This window comes from Streptomyces clavifer (assembly GCF_036345975.1).
Classification (GTDB): domain Bacteria; phylum Actinomycetota; class Actinomycetes; order Streptomycetales; family Streptomycetaceae; genus Streptomyces; species Streptomyces clavifer.
The window spans coordinates 5,604,918-5,617,786 of sequence record NZ_CP107793.1 but is presented as its reverse complement, the minus strand read 5'-3'; the positions used below and the strand labels follow the sequence as shown (position 1 = coordinate 5,617,786).

The following is a 12,869-nucleotide window of genomic DNA, read 5'->3' as shown; positions in this document are numbered from 1 at the left end:
CGGACGTACGGCTCAGGCGACGGCGCCGAACACAGGGTTGATCTTCTGCGGGTCTCCGCACACGATCAGCAGCGCACCGGCACGCTCGCGAGCGGCGGCCAGCGCACGTGCGGTGGCGTCGTCGACGTCGCCGTTCACCGCGACGACGACCACGGAACGGGACGTACAGCGGTCGAGCTTCGCGGCGTGCGCGAAGAAGACGTCGTCACCGACGTCGTGCTGGGCCCAGTACGCGGCTTCCCCGAAGGAGAGTTCGTGTGCCGCCCAGGGGTGCTGCTCGTGCGTCGTCAGCACCAGGATGTCACCGGGTGCGCGGCCCGAGTCGAGCAACAGGTCGACGGCTTCGTCCGCTGCGGCGAGCGAACCGCCCACCGGGGCGGGAACCAGTTGAAGCTGCACAGCGGAACGATCCTCCGGCTGCTCGCGCACGGCAGGGCGCGCCGCAGTGGGAGAGACCGGTGTGGGGCGCGGCGCCGGAGGCGCGGGCCGCGCGGGGCGGGGACCCGGATGTCCGGGACGCGGCGTGGCCGCTGAACGCGGACCGGGTACGGGGCGGGGGGTCGACGCGGTGCGGCCGGCGGCCGGTGTCACGCGGGGACCCTGGGCGCTCTCGGGAATCTGAGGCTCCTCGGGGATAAGAGGCACGAGTGGTTCGTCCATCGAAAGTCGTCGGCGCTGCGCGCCGGTGATACGTCTGTGTGGTCAGAAGTCGAAGCCGAGCTGGCCCCCGCTTTCCAGTGCGGCCGCCTCGGCGGAGAAGCGGACCTTCTTCAAGTGCTGCCATCGCGGCAGCGCGTCGAGATAGGCCCAGCTGAGGCGATGATGAGGTGTAGGTCCCCGCTCCTCCAACGCGGCCCGGTGTACCGGGGACGGATATCCCGCGTTCGCGCCGAAGGCGAAGTCTGCGTACTGCCCTGAGTCCGCGCCCAGTTCGGCCATCATCGTGTCCCGTCGCACCTTGGCGATCACTGAGGCCGCGGCGACGGAGATACAGGACTGGTCGCCCTTGATCACGGTACGGACGTTCCAGGGAGAGCCGAGGTAGTCGTGCTTGCCGTCGAGGATCACGGCGTCCGGCCGCACGGGTAGCGCCTCGAGGGCCCTGACCGCTGCGAGCCGGAGTGCGGCAGTCATGCCGAGGTCGTCGATCTCCCCTGGTGAGGCGTGCCCCAGCCCGTAGGCCGTGACCCAGCCCTCGAGCAGCGGTGCGAGTTCCGCACGCCGCTTGGGACTGATCAGTTTGGAGTCGGTGAGGCCCTCGGGTGGTCTGCGGAGGCCGGTGACGGCCGCGCACACGGTGACGGGGCCGGCCCACGCTCCGCGTCCGACCTCATCGACACCGGCGACGGTCCTGGCACCAGAGGTAGCGCGCAGTGAGCGCTCGACGGTGTGCGTGGGTGGTTCGTACGGCATGGCGCCTGCCAGGTTACGCCGATGCCCCCGCCAAGAACACCCCGGGGCACCGGTCGGGACGACTGCACGCGTCCGGCCGTGCGCGGAACACGGCGGAACCGGTGTCCGGGGCGGCCGCAGAAAGCCGCACGAGCGGCGGCGCCGGGGCTTCACGGGCGGAAACAGGAGCCGCGCAGCCACCCGTCACACGCGAGAAGCGGGGCGCGTCGAGGTGACGGTGACCACCCTGCCCGGTGGTGGTGACCACCGGGCGGGCGGCGGCGCCGGCGCTCACGGGCGCGGGAGCGAACGGGACGCGCCGAGCCGGAGATCCGCCGCGGCGGGCCCGGCGCGCTCCGGCCGCCGTCCCCGTCGCGGGCGGCGACCGGGCAGCACTGCGGTCCGCCGCTCCGGAGTCTCCGGGGCCCGCACCATGCCGTCCACATCGGAACAACGGATCCGGATCGGATCAGTACGGGTCGTAGGAGTCCTCCTCCTCGTACCCCTCCCGCTCACTGTCGTGCCCGCCGAGCTCGTAGCACTCGCTCCCACGGCCCTCGGCGGCATGATCCTTCAGGATGTCCCGTGCTCTGGCTTCGCCCCAGCTGGAGGCGTACCACGGGGTGTCCGAGGTCTCCAGGTCGCGCTGGATCCTCTCCAGCGCACAGGACCGCAGCGGCTCGGGCAGTGTGTCCAACGCCGGTACGGCGTCTGCCGAGAGATCGCGGAGGTACAGGACGTCGATCGTCTTGTCGGAGCGGTACCGCTGGACGCTCTGTTCCGCGATCAGTCCGTCGGGCGAGATCAGCCCGAACGCGAGAACACCGGCGGCCGCGCTCACCGCGACGGCGCGCGGCAGCAGCTTCGCGCCGAAGACACCCGCCGCGAGGATGAGGACGAGCACGACGCCGAGCCAGAGCTCCACCGCGGCCACGGAGATCCGCAGCCTGGTCAGGCCGAAGGCGTCCACGTACAGGTCCATGCGACGCAGCGCGGAGGCCACGACGACGAGCGTGAGCACGCACAGGACGCCGAGTACGCCCCGGACGAGCGTACGGTCGCGCGGTCCGCTGCGGGGGGCCCAGCGCAGGGCGAGTGCGATGACGAGCAGGGTCAGGACGGTCGCCCAGAGCAGTTGCCAGAAGCCCTGGCGTGCGTACGCGGCGGGGGTGAGCCCGGTCTCGTCCAGGACCTTGTCGTAACCGCCGAGCAGCACAGCGAGCTGGAGGGTGATGAATGCCGCGAAGAGCAGGTTGAGCACGATCAGGGGGAGTGCCCACTCCACCCGGCTCCGGGCCGGTCCGGGCCGGACGGTGATGCTGTCCCAGCGCACCGGCGCGGCAGCGCTGTACGCCGTGGCCAGTGCGCCTGCGAGACCGAGCACGAAGAGGAACACCCGCCATGGACTGTCGCCTACCGACACGTCGGGGGTGAGGCTGCCCAGGAGGTCGGCGAACGCGGCATCGGCGCTGGCGAAGAGCGCGCCGAACACGACGAGCAGTACGAGGGCCACCACGGTGCTGCGCACCGCGGTGCGCACACGGCCCCCGGAATCGTCCGCACGGTCGCGCACACCCCGCCAGCCCCAGCGCAATCCGGCCGCGACCGATGTGAACAGCCCCGCCGATCCGAGCAGCACCCCCGGCCAGGTCCGGCTGCCGTGCAGCGCGAGCGATCCGAGGGCCAGGGCGGACACCACGGCGAGGAACGTCGGCCATCCCGCGTCCCGGAGCGCCGGGACGGCCAGGAGTGCCAGGCCGCCGACCGCCCAGACAGCGGTCCAGGGCCGAAGCCTGCGGCCCGCAGCCTGCGCGGCGAAGAAGGCCGCCAGGGCCGCGGGCGCCGCGACCATCAGCAGGTTCGGGCCCAGGCCGTCACCGAGCAGCAGAGCGCTGAGCAGCGCGGTGGCGAGGACGGCCCAGAGTGTGGCGGCCCTGATCGGGGGCGGCACCGAGGGTCTCAGCCGGGACAGAGCACTGGGCTTCTGTTCCTGCGCCCGGCGCCGCCACGGGTCGGCCGGGGGCGGTGGCGCCTGAAGATACGCGGGCACCACCGGCACGTACGGGCCCGTGTTCTGGGGCGGGACCGCCGCTGGCGCCCTGACGGACTCCTGAGCTGCGGTCCCCTCCTGGCCGGGCACCTGAGCAGCAGCTGTCCCCTCCCCGCCCGGCGCATCGGAGGCGGTGTCGTGCCCGGCCCCTGACGCGGACCTCACGGCATCCTCCGGAGGAACGGCGGCCCCGGACTTCCCGGCGTCCCCCGCCTTCAGGGCACCGTCGGACCCTGCGGCGTCCTCGGACGGCGGTGGCGTCTCCGGCCGGCTGTTCGCCCCGGACGGTTGATCGGACATGGGACCCCTCCCCCACCGGGTCCGTTCGCGCGGCCACCTAGCGGCGCGCCGGCCCCGGAGTCTCTTAGGCGCACGCCCTTCATGATCGAAATGAGGGCTGTGTGGGCGAAAGAGTAGCCCTGCGCACGCATGTCGGCGGCGCCGGGGGCACGCTGTGGCAGGACCGTGACGGAGGGCATGGCATGACCGTCGGGACCACACCCGGCGGGAAGGGCACGACGGCACCGGGCCCGGATGTGCGGCGCCACCGATCCCTGCACCAGCAGGGCACCAAGCCCGGGGAAGTCGTCCAGCGTCGTATCAGCCGAGCGAGCGAGGGAGCCAGTCCGGCGGCTCTTCCGTCCGGGCCAGCCAGTCGGCCGGCGGAGCGCCTGCCGCGCCCGCGGCGACGACTCCGCCGACGATGGCGCAGGTGGTGTCCACGTCACCGCCCGCTTGAGCCGTCACCCAGAACGCCTGCTCGAAGTCGCCGAGGCTGCGCGCGGCCGACCAGAGGGCGAAGGGCACGGTGTCGTGCGCGCTCGTGCGGCGCCCGTTGCCGAGCACCGCGGCGACGGTCCCCGCGTCGCGGTAGTCCAGCATGTCGCGCGCCCTGCGCAGCCCGGCACCGACCGCGCTGCGCGGCACGAGCGCGACAACCCCGTCCAGCAGTGCTTCCGGCGTCGGCGGTCCGTCCGGCGCGGCCACCAGCGAGGCGGCCGCCGCCACGGCCATGGCCCCCACGACGGCCTCGCGGTGCTGGTGCGTGGTGTACGACGAGATCTCCGCCTGGTGCGTGGCCTGCTCCGGGTCGTCCGCGTACCAGGCACCCAGCGGCGCGATACGCATGGCCGAACCGTTCCCCCAGGAGCCCTGTCCCTGGAAGAGCGCGGACGACAGCTCGCGCCAGTCACCGCCCTCCCTGACCAGGCGCAGCATGCGGTTCACCGCGGGCCCGTAGCCCCGGTCGAAATCGTGGTGGCGTGCGAACGACTGGGCGAGTGCGTCCTGGTCGATCCGCCCGTGCGCAGCCAGGACGGCCACCACGGAAGAAGCCATCTCGGTGTCATCGGTCCACTGCCAGTGACCGGGCGGCAGTACCTGTTCCTTGAGCAGCGGGTAGTGGGCCGGCACGAAGAACTGGGAGCCGAGGGCGTCTCCCACGGACAGTCCACGCAGGCTGGCCAGAGCACGTTCGAAGCGTCGGTCGGAAGCGGAGTCAACGGTCATCGCCCTGCCACTCTATCCGGTGATTCCGTACGGCTCAGGAGTGCGCCACCGGTCGAAGGGCCGGTCGAGCGTGTAACGGCCGTTCTCACCGAGGAGCAGCGTTCTGGTCTCGCCGTTCCCAGGATTGGACAGGGACTCGAACTCCGCCACCGACCAGTGGAACCAGCGCATGCAGAACAGCCGCATGGTCAGTCCATGGGTGACCAGTAGGACGTTCTCCGGGTGATCGGGTGCCTCGAAGCTGCGGTGGAGGCTCTCCAGGAACGCCCCGACCCGGTCGTACACGTCGGCACCGGACTCCCCCTGCGCGAAGCGGTAGAAGAAGTGTCCGTACGCGTCCCGGTAGACCTTCTGCAACCGGACATCGTCACGGTCCTGCCAGTTGCCCCAGTCCTGCTCACGCAGCCGGGGCTCCTCCCTGACCCGTACGTGCTCCAGATCGAGGCCGAACGCCCTGAACGTCTCATGGGTGCGCCGGTAGGGCGAGACGTACACACTGACTCTCTCGGCCCCGAACCGCTCGCGCAGCCCGGCACCCGTCTCCCGCGCCTGGCGCAGCCCGGTCGCGGTGAGCCTCAGCGCGTGGTCCGGTTCCCGTTCGTAGACGGAGTCGTCGGCGTTGCCCTCGGACTCGCCGTGCCGGACGAGAACTATGCGGTGCGGTCGTGCCATGGTCCGACCCTAGATGCTGTCCCGCACCGCCGAGCGGTCGTGTGCGCTCCACCGGGCATATGTGACCAAGAAAACGACCAGGAGACGGCCGTGCGAAGGACCGGGCACCGAGGGGCCCAGGGTGTCCCAGACGGGAGCATCGGGGGCGCTCGAGGTGCCCGGGGAGCGACCGCGTTGTCGCCCGTCAGACCGTCCAGGACGGTTCGAGCTGCACCACGTCCCCCGTCAGCTCCTCGACGTCACTCTCGGTCTCCGCCCGTGCCGAAAGCCGGGCGATGCTCTGGGGCCGGTACTTGCCCCGTTCGGCGCTCGACTGCCACATCGACAACACCAGGAACTCGCGCCCCGGCGCCTCCCCGAACACCCCCCGCAACATGCCGGGAGACCCCGCCATGGCCGGGTTCCACACTCTCTTCTGCATGAGGGCGAAGTGGTCGGTACGGTCCTCGTACACCCGGCTGTGCGCCACCCTGACCACGTCCGCCTCGGTGAAGTGCGGCTCGAAACCGGTCTTGACGTCGAACCGGTACTCGAAGAGTTTGACCTGCATGTCCTTGTGCATGCCGGACTGCCCGGCGGCCAGCCGGTCGTGCTCACGGGCCATGAACGAGTCGTAGAAGACACGGTTCTCCCAGAACGCGAACACATGGGCGACATCGGGCTGCCTCCGGCTCCACCCGCCGCCCTGTCCCCTGAATCCGGGCTCGTCGAGCAGCCCCGCCCACTTTCGCTGCCCCCGCTCGAAACCGCGACGGTCCACCACGGTGCAGCGAATCCACTTGACCAGCACAGCGCCATCGTACGGCGCCCCGAGTGGCGCGGGTCGCGCTCCTGACGGACCGGCAGAAGAAGGGGGTCCGTACCGGACCACACCGGGCGGCGCAATGGCCCGATTACGCCCTCCGTTCCCAACGCGGTTGGATTCACCGACAGTTACGGACATGATCTGAGGTGCAGAGCTCCGTCGGCCCAGCAGCAGGAAGGGAAGTCCGATGAGCACACCCAAGAAGGACATCGAGAAGGTCGAAGTAAGGGTCAAATGGGACCCCAGCGCGTATGGCGAGCCGGCCAATGACCTCGACATCATCGCGGCCACCTACGAGACGGCCGCACCGTACGGCGCCCCCGCCTATCTCGTGCACTTCGACAGCAGGTCCCCCGACGGCACGATCACTCTGAACCGGGACAGCAGGACCGGCCAGGGGTTCGGTTTCGACGAGGTCATGACGATCGAGTTGGGCCGACTGTCGGACGCGTACTCCAGGGTGGTCGTCGGCGTCGCCATCCAGCAGCGCGACGGCCGGAAGACCTTCGGGCAGATAGAGCAGACGGCGGTGCAGATCCGTGAGGGCTACACCGACCTCTCGGAGGACGACTTCTCCGGCGTCCACGCGGCCACTGCCGCCGTCGTCGCCGAGTTCACCCGGGACACGACGGGGGCATGGGGCTTCCACGCGGCTGTCCGCGGATTCGACGGCGATCCTGATTCGTTCGCCACGGTGATGGGAAATCGCGTCGGCTGACGCCCGGCGGCCCCTGAGCCCCGGGCCCGGCGAGCCGCACCAGACGGATCGCCCCGACCCCTGCCGACGTCCGCCGGCAGCCGCTCCGATGGCCCCGGACGCCGACCCCACCGGCCATCCGGGCGACGACGGACCGCGAGCGCGCCCCGACCGGCCTGCTGGGAGCCGGACGACCTGCTGGGAGCCATGAGCGCCGTCCGCACGGGGTGGCCCACCTGAGGACGCCGGGCCGGATTCCGGCCCGGCGCGCCCGCCGCCCCGTCGCACGCCGCCCGATGGCCGGGATCGCCGGGACACACGCGGCATCGCCTTCCCGGCCCCAGGAAGCGGCGGAACATGCGAACCGCACCATCCGTGTGGGGTGCGGCGTCGTCCCCGCGGACGCCCTCGCGCCCGCGACCCGGCGCCCACCGACCTCGCACCGCGGTGGGCGTCCACGGTCCGGACCGGCGGAGACGTGCCGCTCGGCGGCACCGGCGCCCCCGCCTCCTTCGTGCGCCACTCACTGATCGACGCGTACCGCCCCTCCGCCCGGTCGCCCCGGACCAGGAGGGGACGGCGTCCCCCGGCATGCCCGAGGCCTGACATGCGAAGGGGAGGGGCGCCGGCCGTGGCCGGTGCCCCTCCCCTTCACCTCAGTCCGCTGTCAGCTGCAACCGCTGGTCGAGCCGCAGCCCTCGCAGATGTAGCAGGATCCGGCACGCTGCATCTTCGTACCGCAGGAGAAGCAGAGCGGGGCGTCCGCACTGATCCCGAGCTGCATCTCGACCAGCTCGGCCGAGGTGTGCGCCGTCCTGGGAGCGGGCTTCTCGGCAGCGCTCTCCGTGGGAGAGGCAACCGCCTTCAGCGGCTCCACCTGTACGGGGGCGGACTGCGCCAGGCCCTCGACGTCGAGCTCGTCGTCCCCGAAGGGGGGCTCGTACGAACCGGTGTCGAGGTGGCGCTGACGCTCCTCGGCGGAGTGGATGCCGAGCGCCGAACGGGTCTCGAACGGCAGGAAGTCGAGCGCCAGGCGGCGGAAGATGTAGTCGACGATCGACTGCGCCATCCGCACGTCCGGGTCGTCCGTCATTCCGGCCGGCTCGAACCGCATGTTGGTGAACTTGGAGACGTAGGTCTCCAGCGGCACGCCGTACTGCAGACCGACCGAGACCGCGATCGAGAAGGCGTCCATCATGCCCGCGAGGGTCGAACCCTGCTTGGACATCTTCAGGAAGACCTCACCGAGACCGTCGTCCGGGTAGGAATTGGCGGTCATGTAGCCCTCGGCGCCACCCACCGTGAAGGAGGTGGTGATCCCCGGGCGGCCCTTGGGCAGACGCTTCCGGACCGGACGGTACTCGACGACCTTCTCGACGGCCGTACGAATGGTGTCCTCGGCCTTGGCGGTGACCGCCACCTTCTCCTTCTCCTTGGTCTTGGCGGAGAGGGGCTGGCCGACCTTGCAGTTGTCGCGGTAGATCGCGAGCGCCTTGACGCCCAGCTTCCACGCCTCGAAGTAGACCTCCTCGACGTCCTCGACGGTCGCCGTCTCCGGCAGGTTGACCGTCTTGGAGAGGGCGCCCGAGATCCACGGCTGGATGGCCGCCATCATGCGGACGTGACCCATCGCGGAGATGGAACGCTCGCCCATCGCGCAGTCGAAGACCTCGTAGTGCTCGGGCTTCAGTCCGGGGGCGTCGATCACATTGCCGTTGTCGGCGATGTGGGCGACGACCGCCTCGATCTGCTCCGGCTGGTAGCCGAGCCGGCGCAGTGCCTGGGGCACCGTGCCGTTGACGATCTGCATCGAGCCGCCGCCGACCAGCTTCTTGAACTTGACCAGGGCGAGGTCGGGCTCCAGGCCGGTGGTGTCGCAGGACATCGCGAGACCGATGGTGCCGGTGGGGGCGATGACCGAGGCCTGCGCGTTGCGGAAGCCGTTCTTCGCGCCGAGGCGGATCACGTCCTGCCAGGCCTCCGTGGCGGCGGCCCAGATCGGCGAGTCCAGGTCGTCCACGTGGACGGCCTTGCCGTTGGCGTCGGAGTGCTGCTTCATGACGCGCTGGTGCGGCTCTGCGTTGCGGGCGTAACCGTCGTAGGCGCCGACGACCGCGGCGAGCTCGGCGGAGCGCCGGTAGGAGGTACCGGTCATCAGCGACGTGATGGCGCCGGCGAGCGCACGGCCGCCGTCGCTGTCGTACGCGTGGCCGGTCGCCATCAGGAGGGCGCCCAGGTTGGCGTAGCCGATGCCCAGCTGACGGTAGGCGCGGGTGTTGTCGCCGATCTTCTGCGTCGGGAAGTCCGCGAAGCAGATCGAGATGTCCATCGCGGTGATGACCAGCTCGACGACCTTGGCGAAGCGCTCGACCTCGAAGGACTGGTGTCCCTCGCCGTCGTCCTTGAGGAACTTCATGAGGTTCAGCGAGGCGAGGTTGCACGAGGTGTTGTCCAGGTGCATGTACTCGCTGCAGGGGTTCGAGCCGTTGATCCGGCCGGACTCCGGGCAGGTGTGCCACTGGTTGATCGTGTCGTCGTACTGGATGCCCGGGTCTGCGCAGGCCCAGGCCGCCTCGGCCATCTTGCGGAAGAGGGACTTGGCCTCGACCTCTTCGATGACGTCACCGGTCATCCGGGCACGCAGGCCGAACTTCCCGCCGGACTCGACGGCCTTCATGAACTCGTCGTTCACGCGGACCGAGTTGTTGGCGTTCTGGTACTGGACGGACGTGATGTCGTCGCCGCCCAGGTCCATGTCGAAGCCCGCGTCACGCAGGGCGCGGATCTTCTCCTCCTCCTTCACCTTGGTCTCGATGAAGTTCTCGATGTCGGGGTGGTCGACGTCGAGGATGACCATCTTGGCCGCGCGGCGGGTCGCACCACCGGACTTGATCGTGCCGGCGGACGCGTCGGCGCCCCGCATGAAGGAGACCGGGCCGGAGGCGTTACCACCGGAGGAGAGCAGTTCCTTGGAGGAACGGATGCGGGACAGGTTCAGGCCGGCACCGGAGCCGCCCTTGAAGATCATCCCCTCTTCCTTGTACCAGTCGAGGATCGACTCCATCGAGTCGTCGACGGCCAGGATGAAGCAGGCCGAGACCTGCTGCGGCTGAGGAGTGCCTACGTTGAACCAGACCGGCGAGTTGAAGCTGAAGATCTGGTGCAGGAGGGCGTACGCCAGCTCGTGCTCGAAGATCTCGGCGTCGGCGGGCGAGGCGAAGTAGTCGTAGTCCTCGCCGGCCTTCCGGTACGTCTTCACGATCCGGTCGATCAGCTGACGCAGACCCGTCTCGCGCTGCGGCGTACCGACAGCGCCGCGGAAGTACTTGCTGGTGACGATGTTGACCGCGTTCACCGACCAGAAGTCGGGGAACTCGACGCCACGCTGCTCGAAGTTGATCGAGCCGTCGCGCCAATTGGTCATGACGACGTCACGGCGCTCCCACACGACCTCGTCGTACGGATGCACGCCGGGAGAGGTGTGGATGCGCTCGATGCGCAGGCCCTGCTTGGTCGCAGTCGACTTGGCTCCCTTGGTACGGGAACCTCGTGCCGGGCCGCTCGCCGTCTCTGTCATGCCGCCTCCCATATGTGGGCAAAAACGCCCTGAAGTGCCCAGATCTTCCCAGGGCACAGTCTGTGTCTGATGCTCCCGACGCCGTTACGGCGCCACGGAACAGGTCTTGTTGCCGCCCGTTCCCGACCCTTGCCGCTCCCGCGGGCAGGCCGGTGAATCAGTCAGCGGCGACAGCGGCGGGGGCGGGGACCTCCAGGGTCTCGCCGCTCCCACCGCCGCCGGGAGGCCGTTGCTCGCGGAGTTCCGCGATGGCGGCCTCGAAGTCCTCGAGCGAGTTGAACGCCCGGTACACCGACGCGAAGCGCAGGTACGCGACGAGGTCGAGCTCCTGCAGGGGGCCGAGGATGGCGAGGCCGACGTCGTGCGTGGTCAGCTCCGCGCTGCCCGTGGCCCGCACCGCCTCCTCGACCCGCTGCCCCAGCTTCGCGAGTGCGTCCTCCGTCACGGGCCGCCCCTGGCACGCCTTGCGCACACCCGAGATGACCTTGGTCCTGCTGAAGGGCTCGGTCACGCCGCTGCGCTTGACCACCATCAGCGAGCAGGTCTCCACCGTCGTGAAGCGACGGGAGCAGTCGGGGCACTGGCGACGGCGCCGGATCGACGTCCCGTCGTCCGTGGTGCGACTGTCGACGACCCTGCTGTCGGGGTGCCTGCAGAAGGGGCAGTGCATGGTCTCCCAACCCTTCTTCACGGCGCGACTGAATAGCCTGCGCAGGTCCGGAACAGACCCTCCGAGGCAGTCCCCAGCATAGGCGATGAGCTCAGCCCCGGAGACCGGGGACCACTACTTCTGGGCGGCTGCGACAATCCAACCACTAGATCTAGGGTTTTAGTCCACTTCCGCCCTAGCGCGTGTCGCGCCTCCCGGACGGCTCGGAGACGGCGTGCGGCCCGGCACGAGGGTACGGGAAACACGCGGCGTCCAGATCCACGGACCCATGGGTGGCAGACTGCCGCGAGGGCTCCGAGGGCCCCCTCCCGGCAGCGCCGCGAGCGGCCCGGCACCCACGGCGCGGACGCACCCCCGCACGCCGGTGGACGACCGGTGGACGTTAGCGTGAGACCTGGATCCTTTACGGATCGCCGTTGAGACCTGGATCCGTCACGGATCGCGGGGCGGTCCCGCGAGGACGACCGCCGCCGGATCGGGTGTCGGCCCAACCGCCGCCGAATACCCCGCTCATACACCTCGTGGGCAACCTGCGACAGTCCTTTATTTGTTTTTCACTCGAACGTGTGTTTGGCGCAACCTTTCGAAAGCTACTACCGTTGCCTAACTAGGGAGACCATTCGAGAGGGGCCGACGTGACCACCACCGCAGACAGTGCCACCATCACCGCCCAGGACCACCGCTCCCAGAGCCGACTTGAGCCGGTGCATGCCATGAATGACTCAGTCTCGGACACGCAGGGCCAGGAGCCCGCGCGACCTGCGCGCTCCTTGCCCGGCCGACCTCCAGGAATCCGCGCGGACAGCTCGGGGCTCACGGACCGGCAGCGGCGCGTGATCGAGGTCATCCGGGACTCCGTGCAGCGCCGGGGCTATCCCCCGTCGATGCGGGAGATCGGTCAGGCCGTGGGGCTGTCCAGCACCTCGTCCGTCGCCCACCAGCTGATGGCGCTGGAGCGCAAGGGCTTCCTGCGCCGCGACCCGCACCGTCCCCGCGCGTACGAGGTGCGCGGTTCGGACCAGCCCAGCACCCAGACGACCGACACCACGGGGAAGCCGGCCGCGTCGTACGTACCGCTGGTCGGCAGGATCGCCGCGGGTGGCCCGATCCTCGCCGAGGAGTCGGTCGAGGACGTCTTCCCGCTCCCCCGCCAGCTGGTCGGTGACGGCGAGCTCTTCGTCCTGAAGGTCGTCGGTGACTCGATGATCGAGGCAGCGATCATGGACGGCGACTGGGTCACCGTCCGGCGCCAGCCCGTCGCGGAGAACGGCGACATCGTGGCTGCCATGCTGGACGGCGAAGCCACGGTGAAGCGGTTCAAGCGCGAGGACGGCCACGTCTGGCTGCTTCCGCACAACTCCGCGTACCAGCCGATTCCCGGCGACGAGGCGACCATCCTGGGCAAGGTCGTGGCAGTGCTGCGGCGGGTCTGACGTCCGCCGGTTCGAACCGGGCCCCGGGGTCACTGCGCCGATCCCGGGGCCCTGCCGCGCACAT

The 12,869-nt window shown here is 70.0% G+C and carries 10 protein-coding genes; 2 read left to right on the top strand and 8 right to left on the bottom strand.

Annotation, left to right across the window (positions count from 1 at the left end; genetic code table 11):
• Positions 1–12: 12 nt before the first annotated feature.
• The 6 genes from OG927_RS24675 to OG927_RS24650 all read right to left on the bottom strand — a co-directional run bounded on the left by OG927_RS24675 (position 13) and on the right by OG927_RS24650 (position 6,413).
• The gene (locus OG927_RS24675) at positions 13–645 is read right to left on the bottom strand and encodes a hypothetical protein (protein WP_056790951.1); all 633 of its coding nucleotides are present in this window, start codon (positions 643–645) and stop codon (positions 13–15) included.
• Positions 646–702: 57 nt separating this feature from the next.
• On the bottom strand, positions 703–1,413 hold the full coding sequence (locus tag OG927_RS24670; RefSeq protein WP_056790801.1) for a ribonuclease HII: 711 nt from the start codon (positions 1,411–1,413) through the stop codon (positions 703–705).
• Positions 1,414–1,861: 448 nt separating this feature from the next.
• Positions 1,862–3,742, bottom strand: a complete 1,881-nt coding sequence (locus OG927_RS24665; RefSeq protein ID WP_330320782.1) for a DUF4153 domain-containing protein — start codon at positions 3,740–3,742, stop codon at positions 1,862–1,864.
• Between the two features lie 300 nt (positions 3,743–4,042).
• Complete coding sequence (locus OG927_RS24660; RefSeq protein ID WP_209469613.1) at positions 4,043–4,951, bottom strand: ADP-ribosylglycohydrolase family protein; 909 nt, start codon at positions 4,949–4,951, stop codon at positions 4,043–4,045.
• A gap of 12 nt (positions 4,952–4,963) precedes the next feature.
• Positions 4,964–5,623, bottom strand: a complete 660-nt coding sequence (locus OG927_RS24655; RefSeq protein WP_056790811.1) for a histidine phosphatase family protein — start codon at positions 5,621–5,623, stop codon at positions 4,964–4,966.
• A 184-nt stretch (positions 5,624–5,807) separates the two neighbouring features.
• On the bottom strand, positions 5,808–6,413 hold the full coding sequence (locus OG927_RS24650; RefSeq protein ID WP_079099279.1) for a YdbC family protein: 606 nt from the start codon (positions 6,411–6,413) through the stop codon (positions 5,808–5,810).
• 202 nt (positions 6,414–6,615) lie between these two features.
• On the opposite strand from OG927_RS24650, the gene OG927_RS24645 reads away from it, so the two are divergent.
• The gene (locus tag OG927_RS24645) at positions 6,616–7,146 is read left to right on the top strand and encodes a TerD family protein (protein ID WP_124281012.1); all 531 of its coding nucleotides are present in this window, start codon (positions 6,616–6,618) and stop codon (positions 7,144–7,146) included.
• Between the two features lie 646 nt (positions 7,147–7,792).
• Here the strand turns inward: OG927_RS24645 and OG927_RS24640 are convergent.
• Together OG927_RS24640 and nrdR are read right to left on the bottom strand one after the other, a co-directional pair.
• Positions 7,793–10,702, bottom strand: a complete 2,910-nt coding sequence (locus OG927_RS24640; protein ID WP_124281013.1) for a vitamin B12-dependent ribonucleotide reductase — start codon at positions 10,700–10,702, stop codon at positions 7,793–7,795.
• Between the two features lie 157 nt (positions 10,703–10,859).
• A complete protein-coding gene (gene nrdR / locus OG927_RS24635; RefSeq protein WP_056790956.1) occupies positions 10,860–11,372 on the bottom strand; it encodes a transcriptional regulator NrdR in 513 nt (170 codons plus the stop codon).
• A gap of 635 nt (positions 11,373–12,007) precedes the next feature.
• Between nrdR and lexA the strand changes: the two genes are divergently transcribed.
• Positions 12,008–12,805, top strand: a complete 798-nt coding sequence (lexA, locus tag OG927_RS24630; RefSeq protein WP_056790821.1) for a transcriptional repressor LexA — start codon at positions 12,008–12,010, stop codon at positions 12,803–12,805.
• Positions 12,806–12,869 lie beyond the last annotated feature (64 nt).